This window comes from Desulfonatronovibrio hydrogenovorans DSM 9292 (assembly GCF_000686525.1).
Taxonomy (GTDB): Bacteria; Desulfobacterota; Desulfovibrionia; order Desulfovibrionales; family Desulfonatronovibrionaceae; genus Desulfonatronovibrio; species Desulfonatronovibrio hydrogenovorans.
In genome coordinates this window covers 280,461-301,062 of record NZ_JMKT01000009.1, presented here as the reverse complement: position 1 = coordinate 301,062, position 20,602 = coordinate 280,461, and the positions used below count along the sequence as shown (strand labels likewise).

The 20,602-nt window shown below is 48.3% G+C and carries 21 protein-coding genes and 1 pseudogene; 16 read left to right on the top strand and 6 right to left on the bottom strand.

Annotation, left to right across the window (positions count from 1 at the left end):
- Window positions 1–17: 17 nt before the first annotated feature.
- Window positions 18–1,094: a TRAP transporter substrate-binding protein gene (locus P771_RS0106800; RefSeq protein WP_028574557.1), complete on the bottom strand. Its 1,077-nt coding sequence runs from the start codon at window positions 1,092–1,094 to the stop codon at window positions 18–20.
- Window positions 1,095–1,568: 474 nt separating this feature from the next.
- Here P771_RS0106800 and P771_RS0106790 point away from each other — a divergent pair, with 474 nt between their 5' ends.
- The 15 genes from P771_RS0106790 to P771_RS19115 all read left to right on the top strand — a co-directional run bounded on the left by P771_RS0106790 (window position 1,569) and on the right by P771_RS19115 (window position 16,471).
- Entirely contained in the window at window positions 1,569–3,590 is a 2,022-nt protein-coding gene (locus P771_RS0106790; protein WP_028574556.1) for a CoB--CoM heterodisulfide reductase iron-sulfur subunit A family protein, read from the top strand.
- 9 nt (window positions 3,591–3,599) lie between these two features.
- Entirely contained in the window at window positions 3,600–4,115 is a 516-nt protein-coding gene (locus tag P771_RS0106785) for a 4Fe-4S dicluster domain-containing protein (RefSeq protein ID WP_028574555.1), read from the top strand.
- Between the two features lie 11 nt (window positions 4,116–4,126).
- Window positions 4,127–5,041, top strand: coding sequence for a CoB--CoM heterodisulfide reductase iron-sulfur subunit B family protein (locus P771_RS0106780; RefSeq protein ID WP_028574554.1), 915 nt, complete (start codon window positions 4,127–4,129; stop codon window positions 5,039–5,041).
- 16 nt (window positions 5,042–5,057) lie between these two features.
- Window positions 5,058–5,471: a hydrogenase iron-sulfur subunit gene (locus tag P771_RS0106775; RefSeq protein WP_028574553.1), complete on the top strand. Its 414-nt coding sequence runs from the start codon at window positions 5,058–5,060 to the stop codon at window positions 5,469–5,471.
- Complete coding sequence (locus P771_RS0106770; protein ID WP_028574552.1) at window positions 5,472–6,452, top strand: NADH-quinone oxidoreductase subunit B family protein; 981 nt, start codon at window positions 5,472–5,474, stop codon at window positions 6,450–6,452.
- A gap of 27 nt (window positions 6,453–6,479) precedes the next feature.
- Window positions 6,480–8,018 carry a Ni/Fe hydrogenase subunit alpha gene (locus P771_RS0106765; protein ID WP_279614513.1) on the top strand — a complete coding sequence of 513 codons (1,539 nt, stop codon included), beginning with the start codon at window positions 6,480–6,482 and terminating at the stop codon, window positions 8,016–8,018.
- 157 nt (window positions 8,019–8,175) lie between these two features.
- Complete coding sequence (locus tag P771_RS16775) at window positions 8,176–8,676, top strand: hydrogenase maturation protease (protein ID WP_051617169.1); 501 nt, start codon at window positions 8,176–8,178, stop codon at window positions 8,674–8,676.
- A gap of 33 nt (window positions 8,677–8,709) precedes the next feature.
- Window positions 8,710–9,660, top strand: a complete 951-nt coding sequence (locus P771_RS0106755; RefSeq protein WP_028574550.1) for a hydrogenase small subunit — start codon at window positions 8,710–8,712, stop codon at window positions 9,658–9,660.
- A 201-nt stretch (window positions 9,661–9,861) separates the two neighbouring features.
- Window positions 9,862–11,562 (top strand): nickel-dependent hydrogenase large subunit, encoded by a 1,701-nt coding sequence (locus P771_RS0106750; protein ID WP_028574549.1) that lies wholly within the window; start codon window positions 9,862–9,864, stop codon window positions 11,560–11,562.
- A gap of 206 nt (window positions 11,563–11,768) precedes the next feature.
- Window positions 11,769–12,260: a HyaD/HybD family hydrogenase maturation endopeptidase gene (locus P771_RS0106745; RefSeq protein WP_244147301.1), complete on the top strand. Its 492-nt coding sequence runs from the start codon at window positions 11,769–11,771 to the stop codon at window positions 12,258–12,260.
- Window positions 12,261–12,438: 178 nt separating this feature from the next.
- Window positions 12,439–13,539: an Sfum_1244 family protein gene (locus P771_RS0106740; protein WP_028574547.1), complete on the top strand. Its 1,101-nt coding sequence runs from the start codon at window positions 12,439–12,441 to the stop codon at window positions 13,537–13,539.
- Window positions 13,540–13,779: 240 nt separating this feature from the next.
- Window positions 13,780–14,037: a sulfurtransferase TusA family protein gene (locus P771_RS16770; RefSeq protein ID WP_051617168.1), complete on the top strand. Its 258-nt coding sequence runs from the start codon at window positions 13,780–13,782 to the stop codon at window positions 14,035–14,037.
- 3 nt (window positions 14,038–14,040) lie between these two features.
- Entirely contained in the window at window positions 14,041–14,406 is a 366-nt protein-coding gene (locus tag P771_RS0106725) for a DsrE family protein (RefSeq protein ID WP_028574546.1), read from the top strand.
- 126 nt (window positions 14,407–14,532) lie between these two features.
- Window positions 14,533–15,294 (top strand): sulfurtransferase TusA family protein, encoded by a 762-nt coding sequence (locus P771_RS0106720; RefSeq protein ID WP_051617167.1) that lies wholly within the window; start codon window positions 14,533–14,535, stop codon window positions 15,292–15,294.
- Window position 15,295: 1 nt separating this feature from the next.
- Window positions 15,296–16,471: a cobalamin-independent methionine synthase II family protein gene (locus P771_RS19115; protein ID WP_279614512.1), complete on the top strand. Its 1,176-nt coding sequence runs from the start codon at window positions 15,296–15,298 to the stop codon at window positions 16,469–16,471.
- A gap of 3 nt (window positions 16,472–16,474) precedes the next feature.
- Here the strand turns inward: P771_RS19115 and P771_RS0106710 are convergent, their stop codons facing one another.
- From P771_RS0106710 to P771_RS0106695, 4 genes are all read right to left on the bottom strand, one after another.
- Window positions 16,475–17,242 (bottom strand): phosphate ABC transporter ATP-binding protein, encoded by a 768-nt coding sequence (locus tag P771_RS0106710; RefSeq protein ID WP_035244002.1) that lies wholly within the window; start codon window positions 17,240–17,242, stop codon window positions 16,475–16,477.
- Window positions 17,239–18,117, bottom strand: a complete 879-nt coding sequence (pstA, locus tag P771_RS0106705; RefSeq protein WP_028574543.1) for a phosphate ABC transporter permease PstA — start codon at window positions 18,115–18,117, stop codon at window positions 17,239–17,241. The genes P771_RS0106710 and pstA overlap by 4 nt, the downstream gene beginning before the upstream one ends.
- 80 nt (window positions 18,118–18,197) lie before the next feature.
- A complete protein-coding gene (locus P771_RS0106700; protein WP_150112149.1) occupies window positions 18,198–19,055 on the bottom strand; it encodes a PstC family ABC transporter permease in 858 nt (285 codons plus the stop codon).
- A 12-nt stretch (window positions 19,056–19,067) separates the two neighbouring features.
- Window positions 19,068–19,910 (bottom strand): phosphate ABC transporter substrate-binding protein, encoded by an 843-nt coding sequence (locus tag P771_RS0106695; protein ID WP_028574541.1) that lies wholly within the window; start codon window positions 19,908–19,910, stop codon window positions 19,068–19,070.
- A gap of 222 nt (window positions 19,911–20,132) precedes the next feature.
- Between P771_RS0106695 and P771_RS18890 the strand changes: the two genes are divergently transcribed.
- Window positions 20,133–20,282 carry a hypothetical protein gene (locus P771_RS18890; protein WP_153304076.1) on the top strand — a complete coding sequence of 50 codons (150 nt, stop codon included), beginning with the start codon at window positions 20,133–20,135 and terminating at the stop codon, window positions 20,280–20,282.
- Window positions 20,283–20,285: 3 nt separating this feature from the next.
- On the opposite strand, the pseudogene P771_RS16760 reads toward P771_RS18890, so the two are convergent.
- A pseudogene (locus P771_RS16760) lies at window positions 20,286–20,585 on the bottom strand (secondary thiamine-phosphate synthase enzyme YjbQ); the annotation flags it as partial.
- Between the last annotated feature and the right edge of the window lie 17 nt (window positions 20,586–20,602).

Here is a 20,602-nt window from a genome sequence, read left to right as displayed (position 1 = left end):
CGAGTTCAGATCAGTTTCTAATTTCCGTAATAATCCGAATATGTTTCATCCAGTTCCCTGACTATCTCAACCACATCTGAGGCCGGAAGCCCCTGGCCTTCCCTTCTCTGAATCCATTTGTCAACCACTGGCTCAACTCTGGCCAGCCATCTCTGCCTCTCATCATCAGTCAGGTTGATTACCTCAATTCCTCTTTCTTCAACAGCCTGATCCAGGATGTCCTGAGAGAATTCATCCATCATGGTGGCATACTTGATGGCGAATTCATCATTCATTTCCTCTAAAATGGCCTGTATGTCAGCAGGCAAAGAATCCCAGGTCCTTTTGTTCATGATCTTGATGAAAGCAACATTATAAAGAAAAGGAGTGTTGGTGACATGGCTGATTACCTCGGACAGTCTGAAAGCACGCAAAGTCTCGTTGGGGGCAAGTATCCCGTTGACCAGCCCCTGGTCCAGGGCAAGATAGGACTCAGACATAGGCATGGCATGGGTGGTGGCTCCAAGGCTTTCAATGGAAGGAACTGTGCCGCCCACAGCCCGTATTTCCATTCCTGCCATATCCTCCAGGGTTCTGACCGGAGCTTTGGACATTATATTCCCTGGTCCGGTGGCCCAAAGAAACAGGACCTTTACATCTTCAAATTCATCTATTCCCAAGTCATCTCTGATCTTCTTATATCCCTCATTGATGGTAGCTGAAGCAGCAGCAGCATTGACATTGCGATATCCAGGCAGCTCAAAGGCTTCGGTCAGTGGAAACATGCCCGGTGTGTAGGATGGGCAGGTTGTTCCTATGTCAGCAACACCACTGACAACCCCGTTATAGATCTCCCTGGCTCCAAGCAGAACTTCACCTGAATGAAGGGTTATTACGACTCTGCCCTCGGTACGTCTGGCTACTTCATCTATCCAGAGTCTCTGCATTTCTGCCACCTGAAAAGCAGTGGATGGCCAGAAGGTGGCCATGGAAAGTCTGAATACCTGGGCTGGCTCACCATGGGGATCCGCGGCTTCATCTGAAGCGCAGCTCCACAGAAAAGGCGTCATTGCCAGAAACGCAATTCCAATCCAGAGCGTGAATTTCGATTTCATAACTTCCTACCTCGCAAAAAGTTAAAGATGAAATACCACCCAAGGCCTTTTTGGTCACCACGATTCAAAAAAGCAAAGTTAAAAAAGGCAAAATTTAATACCCCAACAAGAATTGTTTGTAAAACCTTTATTAAACCCTCCAGTAGAAATCGTTCAGCCATTGTTGAACTGACCTGGAAAGATCGAATTGACCATGAGCTTGGATTCTTATCCTACTTTTATGCCAAAAAATATTCATAGATTTAATCAATTGCTACGATCAGAGAAGATTAAAAATAAGTATTGGACATAGTTTCAGAAATAAAACTAATTCCATGGAGTAAGTACGCATGCAGCACAGGATATTCCATAATAACACACAATGCCGATTTGGCGTGTTAACTCTGCATTCTATTTTTGAAATTTTCTTACTGTCCCAAGGCTCATCAAAAACAGATGGGTCTTTTTAAAACCCAAGGTCCTAGGAGGTAGATCATGGCTAAAGTTGGCGTATATGTGTGCCATTGCGGGACGAACATCGCCGGCGTCATCGACGTGGAGGCTGTTCGGGCGTTTGCCGAGGCCTTGCCTGAGGTGGTGGTGGCCCGCAAGGATTTGTTTATGTGTTCGGATTCGGGTCAGGAGCTGGTCAAGCAGGATATCAGGGAGGGTCTGGTGGACCGGGTTGTGGTAGCTGCCTGTACTCCCAGGACCCATGAGCCCATATTCAGGGCGGCTGTGGAGTCAGCCGGTCTGAACAAGTATCTGTTTGAGATGGCCAACATCCGGGATCAGGACAGCTGGGTCCATCCGGACAATCCGGAGCAGGCCACAGAAAAGGCCATGAAGCTTCTGGCCAGTGCAGTGGGCAAGGCATCCAGGCTCAAGCCTCTGGAGGACAAGTATGTTGATGTGACCCAGGCAGCTTTGGTCATTGGCGGAGGCGTAGCCGGGATATCATCAGCCCTGGAGCTGGCCAACATGGGCTACACCACCTATCTGGTGGAAAAGGAACCGTCCATTGGCGGGATCATGGCCCAGCTGGACAAGACCTTTCCCACCAACGACTGTTCAGCCTGTATCCTGACTCCTTTGATGGTGGATGTGGGCAATCACCCCAACATCAAACTGATGACCTACAGCGAAGTGGAAGAGGTCGAGGGTTTTATAGGTAACTTCACTGTCAAGGTCCGCCATAAGCAGAGCTATATAGACTGGAAGAAGTGTACTGGTTGCGGCGATTGTGCCGAGGTCTGTGTAGAGCAGACCAAGGGCAGGATCCCGGATGAATTCAACCAGGGTCTGTCACCCAGGGGAGCAGCCTATATTCATTTTCCCCAGGCTGTGCCCAAGAAGGCAGTAGTGGATGCTGCCAACTGTATCAGCTGTAAAGGCCATAAGTTTGGTCAGGAACCCAAGATCAGCAAGAAAACAGGCAAGCCCATGATTGCCCCCTGTCAGGAGGCCTGTCCGGCTGATGCCATTGACCGCAGCCAGCAGTTTGATCCCAATGGAACCATTGAAGAGATAAAGGTTGGATCAATTGTGGTGGCCACGGGCTATCAGGTCATGGACAAGAAGTGGTTCAAGGAGCTGGCCCCTGATTCCCCCAATGTGGTAACAGCCCTGCAGCTGGAAAGGATCATATCAGCCACTGGTCCTTCCGGAGGCAAGCTTGTCCGTCCCTCAGACCAGCAAAAACCCAAGACCATCACTTTTGTGTCCTGTGTCGGTTCCAGGGATGAGAATTTCCATACCTACTGCTCCAGGGTCTGCTGCATGTACATGATCAAACAGGCCAGGCTGCTCAAGGAGAAATATCCGGACCTGAATATCAATATGCATTTCATTGATGTCCGGGCCGCAGGTAAGGAATATGATGAGTACTATACCGGAGCCCGGAAGATGGGCATTAATATACTCAAGGGTAAAGTAGGCGGTCTGGAAGTCCTGCCGGAAGACCGGCTCAGGGTTCTGGCCTATGACATGGAAGGAGCTGTACCCATTGAATACGAATCCGACCTGGTTGTTCTGGCCACAGCCATAGAGCTGCCCGAAACCGCCAAGAAGCTGGCCCAGGCCACAGGCCTGCAGTTCTGCGGATCTCATTTTTACCGCGAACTCCATCCCAAGCTTGGACCTGTGGAAACTTCAGTCCGTGGTCTTTTCCTGGCTGGATGCTGTCAGGGTCCCAAAGATATTCCGGACACCGTGTCCCAGGCCAAGGGTGCAGCAGCAGTTGCTGCAGTTCCTCTGGCTCAGGGCAAGGTCAAGATCGATCCCATCATATCCGAAGTTCACGCTGAAAAGTGCAGTGGATGCGGCATCTGCATCCCTCTTTGTCCCTATGATGCCATCACCTTCAGGATGGTGGCTGACCGTCCCAGGGCTGAGATCGACATGACAGCCTGCAAAGGGTGCGGAGTATGCACCACGGCCTGTCCATCAGCAGCCATTATTCTGCATGGATACGAAGAAGATCAGATTTACGCCCAGATAGCCGCGTTAACTGCTTAGGAGGAAGACATGTCCGATTATATCAAATTAGACAGTGAAAAGATATCCGAGGGGGTCAAGACCATCACGGAGCTTGGGGGGCACGGCATACTCAAGTGTGTCCAGTGCGGGGCCTGCTCAGCGGTCTGCCCTGGAGTCAAGGCCGGGTTCCCGGTCCTGTGCCGGCTGCTCATCAAGAAGGTTCTGGATGGTCAGCTGGAAGAAATGATCGAGGAGAGTTCATCCTGGGGCTGTCAGGCCTGCAACAGGTGTACAGAAGTCTGTCCCCAGGGGGTCAGACCCCAGGAAGTAGTGTTTGCCTTCAGGCGTTATCAGGCCAATGAACTGGCCTTTTCCACCTCGGCCATCACCAGCCAGATGAATCTTCATTCTTATGGCCATGCGGTTTTCAGCGATGCCAGGGAACTGAGGAAGAAAGTCGGTCTTGCACCTGAAGCCCCTACTTCAGCCTATAATGAAAAGGCGCAGAAGGAAATTCAGACACTACTGGAAAACAGCCCCATGGGCGAACTGGGATTATATTAAGGAGGCTGGAAATGGAAAAACTCGGTTTATATCTGGGATGCAATATCCCGTTCAAAGCTCCGGACATTGAACAGTCCTTCCGCAAGACCTTTCCCGTCCTTGGGATTGAAGTGGAAGACCTGGAAGGTGCCACCTGCTGTCCGGCCTGGGGAACCGCCCCATCATTTGATCTGGATACATGGTGCGCCATCTCATCGCGAAACATCATCCTGGCTGAAGATAAGAATATCGATCTGATGACCGGCTGCAACAGCTGCTTTGGCATCATGAGCGAGGCCAAGCACTTTATTGAAGATGATCCGGCCCGGAAAAAAAGGGTTAATGAGAACCTCAAGGCCATTGATCGTGAGTTCAAAGGCACCTCTAACATCTATCATATTTCTCATGTTCTTTATGAAAAGGTTGGTCCGGAAAAGATTAAGGAAAGCCTGGTCTATTCTCTGGATGGCCTCAAGGCTGCTATCCAGCCTGGCTGTCATATCCTGTGGCCGTCTGATGTGTATCACGTCAAGGAAAAGAACTCGTTTTTCCCGACTATTCTCAAGGAACTTACTCAAGCTCTTGGAGCTGAGGTTCCCCATTACAGCCGGCTGGAGTTCTGCTGCGGCATGGGCGGGATGCGTTCAACTGACGTAGAAAAGTCTTTGAAGCTGTTTACAGATAAGCTCATGTCCATGAAGGAAGAGATTGATCCGGACATGATCGTGACCACTTGTTCCTCCTGTTTTCTGCAATTCGACATGTCTCAGCAGATACTCAAGGAACGTGGAATGATCGATTTCACCATTCCAGTGTTCTACTATACCCAGGTTCTGGCCCTGGCCCAGGGTTTTGATCCTGCCCAGGTTGCGGCCATCAGCCAGACCCCCAGGGATGCAGTCATCTCGGAAATCCAGAGTGAAAAGAGAAAAATAAATAAGGGATAACCAGGAGGATAATTAAATGTCTTTCAATCCGAATATTGTGGGGTTTGCCTGTCAGTGGTGCACCTATGCCGGGGCTGACCTGGCTGGTAACCTGCGCTGCAAATACCCTCCCACCATTAAACTCATCAAAGTACCCTGTTCTGGCAGTGTTGAACCGGAGTATATCCTTGAATCACTGGCCAGGGGCGCTGATGGTGTACTTGTTGGTGGCTGTCACTATGGTGATTGCCACTACAAGGATGGCAACTACAAGACTTCCCGCCGGATGACCGTACTTAAGAAAATGATTGAAGACGCAGGGTTCGATCCCAGGCGTTTCAGACTGGAATGGATATCCGGAGCCGAGGGCAAGCGGTTTGCCGAAGTGGTGGAGGAATTCACCAGAGAGCTGCAGGAGCTTGGTCCCAATCCTGTCAAGGAGGATGCATAAATGGCTGAAAAAATAAAATTCGGTTTTCTGCTGGCCGGCGGTTGTGCTGGCTGTGAAATGGCTTTGGTGGACATGTCAGAGAAATTACTGGACGCCCTGGGGCATTTGGATGTGGTTTTCTGGGCGCCCACAGTAGCTGACGTCAAGTACAAAGACCTGGAAGCCATGGAAGACGGGTACATTGACCTGGCTTTTGTTGATGGAATGATCAGAAACACGGAAAACGAACATACTGTTAAAGTTCTGAGGCAGAAATCCAAGACTCTGGTAGCTTTTGGCGCCTGTGCAAGCCTTGGCGGCATTGCAGCCCTGGGCGACTGTCACTCCCAGGAGGAGCTGTTCAGTCAGGCTTATAAAGACACCTTCAGCACTGACAACCCTGACGGGATTTATCCTCAGCCCGAATGCACCTGGGAAGGAAAGTATGATTTGACCCTTCCGGCTTTCACCAACCGGGTCAGTACTATAGATCAGCTGGTTGAGGTTGACTATTTTGTAGGCGGTTGTCCTCCTCACCATGACTTCATTGCCCAGCTGGTTCAGGCCATTGTCAGTGGAAACCTGCCTGCCAAGGGATCTTGGCTCACCTCGGGCAAAGCTGTTTGTGACATTTGCAAACGCAATCCAGCTGACCATGATCAGAAAAGACTGCCTATCGGAGAGGTGTTCAGGACTGTGGACGGCCGCCCGGATGAAGATAAGTGTCTTCTTCAGCAGGGATATATCTGTTTTGGTCCTGTCACTCAGGGTGATTGCGGTGCATCCTGTCTGAATGTGAATATACCATGCCGTGGCTGTGGAGGTCCTATTCCCGGTGTCAGAGATTACGGGGCAAGGTGTGTTTCAACCATTACTTCCAGCTTGAAGGATGATGAAACAGCGGAGGAATTTGTTAAAAAATTTAATGATATGGCTAAATTCTGCTATCGGTACTCATATTCGGCAGGAATACTTAACCAGAAGTTGACCCCGGGCAAATGATCTTCTTTTAACCCGTGAGGGGTAGTCATGAGTAAAGTGACAGAACTGCTGAAAAAAGCAGTAGGGATGTGTCGAGGACAAATCAAAGGAGAAAGCAAAGTGAAAAAAATAGAAATCAATCCCATGACCCGCCTGGAGGGGCACGGCAAGATCGCCATTTTCCTTGATGAAAGCGGCAATGTTGACGACGCCTTTTTCCAGACAGTCGAATTTCGCGGGTATGAAAAATTCCTGCAGGGCATGCCCATTGAAGAGGTGCCAAGGACCGTATCCACGGTCTGCGGAGTGTGCAGGGCAGTGCATTTTCTGTGTTCCATGAAAGCATCTGATAACGTGTACGGGGTAACTCCTCCGCCCACGGGCAGGAAGCTACGGGAACTCTTCTACAGCGCCCATACCGTAGAAGACCACACGGCAATTCTGTATGCCCTTGGTTTCCCGGATTTTGTGGTCGGTCCGGATGCCTCTCCTGCTGAACGCAATCTTATCGGACTCATCAACGCTGTAGGTGTTGAGACAGGAAGGATGGTCCTTCAAAAACGCAGTCTGGCAGTCAAAATATTTGAGATTCTTGGAGGCAAACCCAATCATCCTGTTGCTGCACTGCCTGGTGGGTGGTCCAAGAGGCTGAGTGAGGAGGAAAGGGCCCAGATTGAGAAATGGTCAGAAGAGTTGGTTGAACTGGGTAAGCTGACCCTTCAGGTCTTTGAGGATGTTGTCCTTAAAAATCCCAAGTACATGGAACTGGTCACAGGGGATATGTACAAGGTCGAGGTGGGCTACATGGCTTCTGTGGATGAACAGAACAGATTCACCCTATACGACGGTACCCAGAAAGTCATAGACGCCAAAGGTGATCTTGTCGGTACTTTCACCGGTAAAGAGTACCTTGATTTTATCTCTGAAAGAGTGCTACCATGGTCTTATCTTAAATTCCCTTATAACAAGAAACTTGGCAGCTGGGACGGCATTAAGAGCGGACCAGACACCAATATCTATTGCGTGGGCCCTTTGGCCAGGATGAACGTGGTAGACTCCATGAGCACTCCCCTGGCTCAGGAACATTTTGAAAAGTTTCATAACACTTTTGGATTAAAGCCAGTTCATTACATCCTCGGTTACCATTGGGCCAGGGCCATTGAAATACTGGCTGCAGCTGAAAAGTGTCTTGAGCTTTCCAGAGATCCTGAAATTACTGGTTCAGACACCTGGAACAAGCCTACTTCCTGCACTGGTGAAGGTGTCGGGATCATCGAAGCCAACCGGGGAACCCTGATTCATCACTATATCACAGATGATAACGGTATAGTTCAAAATGCAAACCTCATCGTATCAACTACCCACAACAATGCGCCCATAAATCTGGCTGTCAAGACTGCAGCCAAGCATTTCATCAAGGATGGAAATGTTTCCGAAGGACTTCTCAATCATGTGGAAATGGCCTTCAGACCGTATGACCTGTGTCTGGCCTGTGCCACCCACACGGTCACAGCTGGACAGCTTCCAGTTGAGGTGAATATCTACAAGAGTGACGGTGAGATCCTAAGGCAAATGAAAAACTTCTAAACCCTTAATATAATCAGTCCCGGAATGCGGAGAGCATGGATATTCCTTTGATCGCTTCATGCTTCTCCGCGATTCCAGGACGAAGCTATCAAGCTTTGAGAACAATCCAGAATAATAATTTCATTGAATCCAATAACCATATCATGGCGGCACTTTGATGAATTGCAGTAAAACCATCGCGTTAGGCATAGGCAACCCTCTTCTTCAGGATGACAGGGCTGGTCTTGAAGTTGTTCAGAGACTTTCCAGTATGGACCTCTCAGTGGATATTCAGGAGCTGTACACTGTAGGCCTGGATGTCCTGGACCGGCTCATGGGATATGACCGGGCCTTTGTAGTTGACGCCTGTAAACTGGGTTACCAGCCTGGGACCGTGGTTGAGGTAACTGTTGACGATATTTTTTCTTCCCACTCATTATCCAATTCCCATGCAATAACTCTGGGAGCTACCCTGAAAACCGGATATGAACTTTTTCCGGATCAAATGCCCGGGGAGATATACATTCTACTGATTGAAGTTGAAAAAATTGAAGAATTTACAAATGTTATGACCGAGGTTGTTGAGAATGGAGTGGACAGGGCAGTGGCCTCAATAGCAGCAAGAATAAAGGGTGAGAAAATGTCCTGCCAGCCTTTTTGCCAGGTTGGATCGACATAATGCAGTTGATTACCATTTAATAAGGAGGGGGGTATGAAATTCAGTGTAGGCCTTGGTAAAGAAGGCGGAGAAAAGAGACTGGAGCAAAATGGTGTCTCCAGGCGTGATTTCATGAAGTTCTGTGCCACTGTGGCTGCTGTTATGGGAATGGATGCAACCTTTGCACCCAAGGTTGCCCAGGCCTTGACAGCTCCAAGAAGGCCCTCAGTGGTTTATCTTCATTTTGCCGAATGCACAGGCTGTTCCGAGTCGGTGCTGCGGACAATTCAGCCTTATGTAGATGATCTTATCCTGGACACCATTTCCATGGATTATCACGAAACCATCATGGCTGCTGCCGGAGATGCGGCTGAAGAGGCCCTGGAGCAGGCAATAAACGCTCCCCAAGGATTTATCTGCGTTGTGGAGGGTGCTATTCCAACCAAGGAAAACGGGATTTACGGCAAGGTTGGCGGACACACCATGCTCCAAATGGCCAATGAAATCATCCCTAAAGCCCAGGCCACCATCGCCATTGGTGCCTGTGCCAACTTTGGCGGGGTACAGGCTGCAGCTCCAAATCCCACCGGAGCCAAGGGCGTCAATGACTTTTTAAAGGATAAAGGCATCAAGGCCATTAACATTGCTGGATGTCCACCCAATCCTTACAATTTTGTGGGAACCGTTGTCCATCTTCTGACAGAAGGAATGCCTCAGGTTGATTCGCTCATGCGGCCAACCATGTTTTATGGAACTTCAGTCCATGAATTGTGCGAACGACTTGATCACTACATTAATGGAGAATTCGCCTATTCCTTTGATTCTGAAGAAGCCAAAAAGGGATATTGTTTGTATGAGCTGGGCTGCCGCGGGCCCTGGACCTATAACAATTGTCCCAAGATCAAGTTTAATCAGACCAACTGGCCGGTTGAGGCCGGACATCATTGTATAGGCTGCAGCGAGCCGGACTTCTGGGATACAATGAGTCCTTTTTATGACCTGTAAACCCTTTTAAGCAGTTCAAGGGTCAGACTGGTCAGAATCTGCTGCTTAGGTTTCCGGTCTGCAAGAACAATGGTTTGAATAGAAAGTTCACCACAGAGAATAATCTGCAGTTACAGAGGAGCAACAAGGTCAGGCCAGCTGTACTCAACTGCCTCTGCCCTCTCTGTAATAAAAATTTTATGAAATCAGGAGGAATTATATATGGCCGGTTGTAAACCCCAGGCGGCACCGGTGATTCCGGTGACCCCCAAAAGCGATTTTTCCGGACCCATTATCATTGATCCGGTTACCAGGATAGAAGGCCACTTGAAAATGGAGGTGGAGGTTGAGAACGGACGGGTCAAGAATGCCTGGTCCAGTTCACAGCTCTTCCGGGGCCTGGAGATCATTCTGAAGGGTCGGGATCCAAGAGATGCCCAGCATATCACACAGAGGGCCTGTGGAGTCTGTACTTATGTCCATGCCCTTGCTTCCACAAGGTGTGTTGATAATGCGGTTGGAGTGGAGATTCCAGAGAATGCCAGAATAATCCGGAACCTGGTCATGGCTTCCCAGTTCATGCATGACCATGTGGTCCACTTCTACGTGCTCCATGCCCTGGACTGGGTGGATGTGACCAGTTCCCTCAAGGCAGATCCCAGGAAAGCAGCCCAGATTGCCAATGATATATCTCCTCGAAAAACAACTCCTCAGGAGTTGAAAGCAGTCCAGGAAAGGCTGACCAAGTTCGTGGAGAGCGGGCAGCTCGGACCTTTTACCAACGCTTACTTTCTGGATGAGCATCCAGCCTATTACCTGCCACCAGAAGTCAACCTGATTGCCACGGCCCACTACCTGGAAGCTCTGCGTCTCCAGGTCAAGGCAGCCAGAATGATGGCCATCTATGGCTCAAAAAATCCCCATACCCAGTTTACTATTGTAGGCGGGGTAACCTGTTATGATGGGCTGAGAAAGGAACGAATTGACCAGTTTGCAGAGTTGTTAAAAGAAACAAGGGATTTTATCGAAGACGTTTATATTCCCGACCTCCTGGCTGTGGCCTCATTTTATAAGGATTGGGCAGGGATCGGTGGAACCCATAATTACATGAGCTTCGGGGAATTCCCTAAAAATGAACAGGACCTTGAAAGCAGGTGGATTCCTCCTGGAGTGATTTTGAACAGAAATCTGTCCAGGGTGGATACTGTTGATCCGGGTGCAATTTATGAACATGTGGCAGCCAGCTGGTATGAAGGTAAAGAAGCCAAGCATCCCTATGAAGGTGTGACTGAACCTAAGTACACCAGTTATGACGACAAGGAACGCTATTCATGGTCCAAGGCTCCCAGGTACAATGATCAGGCCATGGAAGTTGGCCCTCTGGCTTCAGTGCTGGTGGCCTATGCCAAAGGTCAGCCGGAAATTGTCAATGCTGTGGACACAGTGCTCAGACACTTAGGGGTTGGGCCTGAAGCCCTGCACTCAACCCTGGGCCGGACAGCAGCCAGGGGAGTCAAGGCCTTGGTAATTGCCCAAAAAACTGCTGACTGGCTAAGAGAGCTTGAAGATAATGTGGCTGCTGGAGACACCAAAATCGCCCAGGACTGGGAGATGCCGGATGAGGCTGAAGGTGTCGGGTTCGCAGACGCACCAAGGGGTGGCCTCAGCCACTGGATTAAAATCAAAGACGGCAAGATTGAAAATTTTCAGCTGGTTGTTCCCACCACCTGGAACTTTGGTCCCAGATGTGCCAAGGGAATACTTGCCCCGGTTGAACAGGCACTTATCGGAACTCCAGTGGCTGATCCCAAAAGACCGGTGGAGATCCTGCGTACCATTCATTCTTTTGATCCATGCATTGCCTGCGGAGTGCATGTCATTGACCCGAAAACCAACGAGGTTTATAAGTTCAAGGCCAGCTAGGTTCAGCTGGCCACAATTTTGAAAATCAGAACAATTCTACTTGCTGCTACAAAGGACGCAGTGGTTACTGAGAGGGGGCGGCACAGGTACTGATGCCTGACCCCTCAGAGCCCTGTGTCCTTTGTGCTTTTTGGCAAGCTGTTTATTGTTCTCAGCTGCAGTAGGCTGTTATTCCGGATAAACCTTAATCTGTTATGGATAGTGGAATGAAGAAAATTTTGGTTCTAGGGGTAGGAAACATCCTTCTTGGAGATGAAGGGGTAGGGGTCCGGGTTGTTGAAAAGCTGGAGTCTGAGTTCGAATTTTCAGACAATGTCCGGGTCATGGACGGGGGCACCCTGGGCATCCGGCTCATGGACTATATCATGGAGTGTGATTATCTTGTGGTTGTGGACGCTGTCCTGAATAAAATGCCTCCAGGTACGGTTTACCGGCTGATTGGAGATGATCTCAGAAAAAGCATGGCCTTTAAAGACTCCATGCATCAGGCTGACCTGGTGGAAACCCTGACCCATTGTGAGCTCATTGGCAGCCGTCCAGAATGCGTGATTATCGGGGTTGAGCCCAAGGAATTTGCTCCCTGGAGCGAAAAGCTGACTCCTGAGGTTCAGGTTAAAATTGATGAATTGACTGAGATGGTCCTTAGTGAGGTCGAGCTGGCTGGTGGAACGTATCAGTCAAAAGACCAGACTTCATAATTCAAATTCTGCTCTGTTCAACACTGCCTTGTCCTCCAGAATGCTTAATGGAGAAGATTCTGTTTTTTTCTTGAGTTTAAAGCTGAATCATGATTCCATTAAGCATCTTGGCCTTATCAGGTCTTGTTCCTATTTCTGACAATTAAACCTTTGGTTTTAACCTCCTGGACATTGCATCATGGACTGTGACTCGGACAACATTAAAGATCAGGTCCTTTTAAACTGCCTTATCTCTGATGCTCGATTCGGCGGTGTATTCTCCCTGTGCGGTTTTCTGCTCCGGATGAGAGATTACTACAAATGGGAAAAAGGCCTTGAACCCTGGGATGAGCCTGACTACCAGGATCTTCTTTCCTGGGTGGAGATGAGGGAGGACAAGTGGGAGAGATCCAACCGCAAGGATCTGAATGCCATCCGGATCAACGGGCAGGACCTTGATCCTTTTGATACTGATCTGATCAACGCAAGGATTTCAGAGAGCGGACTGTTCTACGGAGCCGGGTATGCCACCGGCATGAAACCAACTTTTTTTCTGGCTACTGTTTTAGAAAGTAAGACCATCAAAAATATGCATGTCCACATTCTGGACAAGGAGCTGGCCAGGGACCTGTTTGCATCTCCGGCCATGCGCCAGGGTGACCATATCATCATCAGGCCCCAGGTCATGGCTGCTTACCTGTGGGATGTTATTATTGAAAAAAAAGCCTCTACCCTGGAAGCCTTGAGGTTTGCTCTTGCCCAGTATGATCTGGATGTGGACAACATGATGGACGTATCCAAAAGTCATCGGAAAACCCTGTGGAAGATGGCCCTGGATGAGTCAGATACCTGGGTGCACCATGAATTGGGAGAAGCACTCCAGCAGGAATTCGACCTGCAGATCTGGCAAGAGCTTGTGGCTCTCCATGCCAACACCCTGGTGGAAAGAGTTGCCAGGGCGGTCAAGGATCTCCTGGCAGACACCCATGAACAGGGACTTTTGGCGCATATCATCAGGCATGAAAAAAAGGCTTCAATGGGTTTTTATCTCTGCCTGATCCAGCCTCTTTCCCGGGCTTTGTTTCCAGAACTCATCCGGGCCTTTGAATTGATAAGCTCCGGTTCAGACTGGAACGAGCTGGAAAGGATCCGTCAACATGGTCTGACAAGAGCTGTTGAACTGGCTCAAAAGCTCACAGCCTGGCATCTCCAGGGACAGACTAGGGGCAAGGACTGGGTCCGGAAAACTGTTGAAAGCCAACTCATCCAACCGTTGAACATTTGCCCCACTGAAGACTAACTGCCACCTATCCATCAATTCTGCCTGTCAGCAAGACTTGGCAGGTCACCTCCATTACCGTCCATTCTTTCTTTTGGTCATAATCAAGCATTAAATAAAAAACCTCTCATAAAAATCCTGAATAGTTTTATACTTCTTGAATTATTATTATCAATTTGACCATTTTTTGAATGGTGTCCTACACTATAAATCAAAAGGTAAAATATATACGTTTTTAATAAGCTGTTTTTTGAGGAGCTGATGTCTGAAGCCTATCCTGATCATTGGGAATTTGATGATGAATTTGATGGTGGAGATGAAACCTGCGGCCGGGTGATCATCAATCTGTACACTTACCTGAAACCAATGCCTCCGGGTTACAGGATTCTTCTTATTTCCAAAGATCCGGCAGCTCCGATTGAGTTTCCCGCATGGTGCAGGATGACCAAAAATGCCCTTTTGGACATGGTCCATCCATACTACCTTGTAGAATACAAACCTGAACTAAAAAAGGAGTGAAACATGGCTGACAAATTCTGCGTAACTATTACCCATTGCCGGACTGACGGTGATAAGGCCACTCTTGGATTTGTGGTAGCCAACGCTGCTCAGGGTAGTGAAAAGGAAACCATGGTTTTTCTCAGCTCTGACGGTGTTTACTGCGCTGTCAAAGGGGAAGCTGAAAAGATTGATGAGGGCGCGCCCTTTGCACCGCTTAAAGAACTGGTTGGCAAATTTGTCAATGCAGGGGGTAAGGTATACGTTTGCACTCCTTGTCTGAAAAAACGCGGACTCGGGGAAAACGACCTGGTTGATGGGGCTACCCCAGCTGGCGGAGCAGCACTGGTGGAATGGCTTTCATCCGGTTCTCCCTGCGTTGGTTATTGATTCGTAATCCGGAAATAACCCGCAGGGACACTGACTGTCCGGTCCGGTTTCCTGTGGGTTATTTCATCTATCTCTGGATATTTTATAAATATTGTAAGCATCAACTATCAGCCAAAAGGTCATCCCATGACAGCACAATCAGGACAAACCAATCTTGAACAAGTAACTCCAGACCAGGTGTTTGATGGGGGGGATCTGGACTGCGGATCAGGGCTGATCCTGCTGATCCGGGAAAATATGCTCAAGGTCCAGCTAGGCGGGATTCTGGAAATGCGCAGCAGCGAGCCGACTGTTGCTGATGATTTGCCCCCATGGTGCCGGATGTCCGGTCACCACTATTTGGGTCAATTGGAAGGCAAGGGCTATGTGCGCTATTTTATCCGCAGGGGAGAGCCCAAAAGTGGAGAAGACTCTGAACAGGAAGCTCTACAAAAGGACAAGGAGCAGGCCAAGGAATATGAATGGCGGGTCAGGACCCGCTCCACAGGTCATCTGGAAAGTACAGTATATTGCCGCAATTTTTCCTGGAAACTCGGCCAGCCAGTCAGCTTTGAAGAAAAGGATACTCATCCCTGTGCAGTGGAAGCCATGCTCGGTGCTTTGGGCTCGTCCTTGAGTACTGCCTATGCAACTGAATGCTCCAAAAGCGGTCTGGAAATTGATGATATTGAAATCACCGTGCGGGCCAGGCTGATTAATGTTCTGGCTCATCTGGGGCTTGAAGATGGTGATCCTGGCTTTTCCAGTATTGAGGTCAAATGCTTTGCATCAACCATGGACGATGAAACCAAGGTCCGCCAGGTTTGGGAGCAGACAGTCAAGCGATCTCCTATTGCGGTGACCCTTGCCAAGGCAACTCAAGTCAATATCAAACTGCTGGTGGTGTAAAGTGTTTACAACTACTCAGGTTGGAAGCTGGCCGCGTTCAAGAGAAATGTTAAAGGCACTCCGGGACAGGCGTCTGGAAAAGATATCCAGGCAGGAGTTCAACACAATTGCCGACCAGGAAGTGGAACGGACTGTAAGAATCCAGGAGGATGCAGGCCTGGACATGGTGGTGGACGGTGAGCACAGAAGGGATAACTTCTACTCCTTTATCACGGACAAGGTTGAAGGCACCAGGCTCATGTCACTGGCTGAGATGCTTGATGAGGTGGAGGATAAGTCAGGATTTGAGGAAATGCTGGACACTTTGGATGTCCCGGCATCAGCCATTCGCAATCCCACCTGTGTTGGACGTCTGAAAAGAAGAGAGCCCCTGGCCCTGGAAGATTATCTGTTTGTCAAAAACATCACCCCGAAACCGGTAAAAATAACATTGCCCGGACCATATCTGCTGTCTCGGTCCATGTGGGTTACCAGATACGCAGGCAAGATTTACAAAGATCAGTTTGAGATGGGTGATGATGTGGTGCACATCCTGCGCAGCGAACTTAAAGAACTGGCAGAGGCCGGGTGCGAGTTTGTCCAGTTCGATGAGCCGGTTCTTACGGAAATAGTCATGTCCCAGGAGTGTGGTCGACGGACCTTCATGTGAGCCACCCTGGCCACCCGCCGTGACGTGGGTGTTGAACTTGAATACGCTGCCCAGCTTATGAACAGGATCATTGATGGAGTCAGTGGGCCACGCATCGGCATTCATATCTGCCGGGGCAACTGGAGCACCAGGGAGGATGTCCTGCTGACCGGAGACTATACTCCGCTTTTGCCTGCCCTGACCAGGATGAAAGTTGACCAGTATGTTCTTGAGTATGCCACGCCCAGGGCAGGTGAAATCAGGGTCGTGGGCCAAGCCTTGGCTGGAAACGTTCCTGGAACCCAGAAGCTTAGAGAGCTGGGACTTGGAGTGGTCAATCCCAGGACCAGTACTGCAGAAACCCCTGAGGAAATTGTAGCCAAGACCAGAATGGCCCTGGAGCACTACAAGCCGGAACAGATCTTTCTGAACACTGACTGCGGATTCGGATGTTTTGCCAACCGCTGTGTTAATGTAGAAGAAGTTGCTGCGGCCAAAATCAAGTCCATTGTTCAGGCTGCAGACATACTGCGAAAAGAATACTCCTGATACTTAGAACGCACTTTGGATTAAATCCAGGCATTCCTTTGACTGGTGTGGATCAAATTCTTCTATCACTGAACTCACCAGACCGTCCTTAAACACAAACACAGTGTCTGCCAGACGCTGCATCTGGCTCAGACTGTGCGTGACAGCCAGTACAGTGTATTTATTCTTTAGATTCAGGATCATTTCCTCAATTTTTGCAGTGGATCTGAAATCAAGTGAAGCTGAAGGCTCATCAAGCAGAATTACTTCAGGCTTCAAGCTGATTACTCTGGCCAAACAAAGTCTTTGCTGCTGGCCTCCAGAAAGCTCAAGAGCTCCTGCATTCAGACGATCCTTGACTTCTTTCCAGAGCCCAACTTCCTTCAGTGAACTCTCAATCCGTTCACTAACCTCCATTTTGTTCAGGCCAAGAGTAAGCTTTAAGGGTAAGGCAAGGTTTTTTTCAATGGAAAAGGGAAGAAGACTGGGATGTTGAAAAACCATGCCCACTTTCTGTCTAAGTCGGGAAAGTGGAAAGGTATTACTGTTGCATTCAATCCGGCCTTCTCTTAGCTGGATAGTGATCTCGCCTTTGGTAGAGCATCCTGGATAGAATTCATTCAGTCTGTTCAGAGAGCGAAGAAAGGTAGTCTTGCCTGAACCGGACGGTCCAACTGCCACATTTATGCGCCCTGGAAAAATCTCCAGACTTATTTTTTTTAAAGCACGGTTGCCGTTGAAAGATACAGACAGGTCTCTAGTTCTCACTTGAGGGCTTGTCAGCTGAGTCATCTTATGATCCATTTTTTTTCTATACTTTTTTGAAAAAGAAAGGCCAGGATAAAAAGGAGTCCTGTTATGATAAGCAGAACCAGGGCCGCACCATAAGCCTGTTCCAGTTCAGCTGAAGACCTATGCTCAGCAGCCAGATAATAGATCCTAAAAGGAATAGCCTCAAACTTATCCCAAAGACTCCTGGGCACAAAGGCCTGAGAAACAACCCCGGTCAGAAGGATGACTGCGGTATCTTCCGCAGCCCTGCCAATGGACAGTATGATGCCGCTAAGTATTCCCTTACTGGAAGACGGTAACAGAATATGTCTGATGTTTTGCCAGGTTGAAAAGCCCAAGCTTATGCCAAGCAGTCTTCTTTCTTCAGAGATACTTTGCAAGGAGTTCTGGGTGGTGCGGATAAGATAGGGCATGACCAAAAGAGCTATGCATACTGCTGCCAGCATCAGGCAGGTTCTGGCTTGGGGTAGAAAAGTGTTTTTCAGGAGAATTATAATGCTGAATCCGAAAAGACCCATAACAATTGATGGGATCCCAGCCATGAGGTCAACAGCAAAACCAGCGGCAGACTGTATTTTGGGAGAAGCGTACTCCGACAGGTAGATACCAGCTGCAACCCCAACAGGGATAGCTATTGAACAGGACAGGAGGACCAGAGCGATAGTTCCGGCCATGGCTGGCCATAGGCCACCGAATACCGGCTGTGCCCCTGTGATGGCCTTGAGCCAGTTGGCCTGACCAAAAAAAAGTTCCAAATTTATAGTAGAGTAACCTCTTAATGCAAGAAATCCAATAAGGATGAATATGGCTGACATTGCGGTAAAGGTGGCCAGCCATGCAAAAGCGGTAAAAAATTTTTCCAGAAAAAAGCGCATTATATTTTTCATTTCATCACAAAGAAAACATGATAAGTGCAATGTCGTTTTTTTGTTGATTATGGGTTGAAGACATAAGGTTATTGACTGCTATTACCAATCTTTCGGATTATGATGTTAATTGCAGTCATTAAAATGAAAAGAAGCAGGCCTGCAGCAAATACGGAGTGATAGAAAGTACTTTGGCTGTCGGTAGCTATTACAAGCGCTATATGGGAGGTCAAAGTTCTTATCGAGTCAAAGATTGATTGGGGAACCAAAGGAGTGTTTCCAGCGAGCATTAAAGAAATCAAGGTATCCCCGACTGCGCGACCGAATCCGAGTATACTGGCTATAATTAGACCTTTCTTAGTCAGGGGAAAAAGGATAAACAAAAAATACTGGCTTTTTGAGAAACCTAAGGCTGCACCAGTCAATTTTAGCTCTTTGTCCTTTTCTCTTATATACGCTGAGTAAACCAGCACTATTGTTGGCAGAATTAGCAGACTCAGAGTTATTGTTGCGGTCAACAAGGAGAGTCCGGTTCCTTTATCCAGCCAGTCCCTGATTAACGGGACTAGTAGAAAAATGGAGACAAAGCCATAAATGACCGTTGGAATGCTGGTCATATAATGGACTATTGCTGAAACCGGCCTGGCAAATCTACCCGGAGCAAGGACTGAGATAAAGGCACAAATGCCTATGCCAGCAGGGCAGGCGATAAGCAAGGCTCCAGTGGACAGTAGAAGGGATCCTACCATCATGGGCATTATGCCGAAATGACCACTAAAAGGTCTCCACTCCCAGGAAATAACCGTTCTTAAACCTTCAATGGAAAACAAGGGAAGGGAAAAGTACAGCAGCAGGGCAAAGATTGACAATGCCGCTACTACGGAGACCATAGTAGCGGCAAACAAAGTGGCCTTGATCAGCCTTTCTCTTAACTCCAGGCTCTGCAAGGTTAATCCTTCTTATTTTGTTGGAATATATCCAGCTGCGCGAATTATTTCAGCTCCATCATCTGAATAGATATAGTCAATGAAAGCCTTGACCAAAGTAGAGGGGTCCCCTTTGGTGTTCATGTAAAGCAGTCTGACAACAGAATAGCTGCCATCGATGGCAGTTTCCTGGGAAGGCAGTACACCGTCAACTTCCAACGGTTTGATGGAATCGTCGATATGTCCGATGCTCATATAGCCAATCGAGTTGGCATCATTAGAAACAGCTACTTTCATGGCACCATTGGACTGAACTATGTTGGCAGTCAGGGCTATATCACCCCTGTCCAGGAGTCTTTTCCAAAAAACATCATGAGTTCCGCTAGCTTCCTCCCTGCCGTATAAGTTTATACGGGCATCCCTTCCTCCCACTTCCTTCCAGTTGGTTATCTCACCGGAAAAAACAGCCCTGATTTGTTCGGCACTAAGACCGGAAACAGGATTGGAAGGGTGAATAACAGGTGCTACGCCATCAATGGCAAATGGAAAGGATTTCAGTCCGAAGCGGTTAATTTCTTCTTGAGAAAGGGCACGTCCTGTATTGCCAATATCAACCAGACCTTCACCCGCCTTTTGGACTCCAATGCCGGTTCCGCCCCCTGCAACTGAAATCCTTATACCGGAATTGCGAGTCATAATGCGCTGGGCAGCTTCGTTCATTACAGGAATATGAGCGGTTCCTCCTGCGATTTCAATTGTTCCCTGATACTGATCAAAGTCATCCAGGGATATAGCCCAGGCAGGTCCTGAAATTAAAAGTATAAATGACAAAACTATCAAAGATAAAGGTATTTGAAGCCGGGTTTTAAGGGTCATGTTGCCTCCTGAGTTAGAATGGTTCAAGTTATCTATGGTAATCAAAAATATTGCTAAATATTTTTCTAATACAACCAGAGCCAATCTATAGTCCAATATAATAAAACTATAGATAGTTATGTTTTTTATTGGGATAATCTATGGATTTTTAAATAGGGTAGGTTGAGTTAGGGAGATCAGTCTCTATATGCTCAAGGCTACTAGGCAGGAAGCCGCCTAAGGATGCACTGGAAAAGGACCCTTAGAATAGATCCTGAGCCATTTAAACGGCCCCTGGACCCTGCTGTGGCTTTTCTTCTCAAAAGAGGAAAAATACTTTTAAGCTTTTGCCCTGGATGTGAAATATCCAGGGATAGAGATTTCAGGTATTGAAAATTATTCCCCGATAATTTTAATCAAAACCCTTTTCTTTCTGCGTCCATCGAATTCTCCATAAAATATCCTTTCCCAGGTTCCAAGGTCCAGGCGGCCTTTGGTGATGGCCACAACCACTTCCCGACCCATGATCTGCCTTTTCATGTGGGCATCAGCATTGTCTTCGCCTACGTTGTGACGATAACCAGAAACCGGTTCGTGGGGGGCCAGTTTTTCCAGCCATATCTTGTAATCGTGGTGCAGCCCGGATTCATCGTCGTTGATAAATACACTGGCAGTGATATGCATGGCATTCACAACATAAAACTAATAATAAT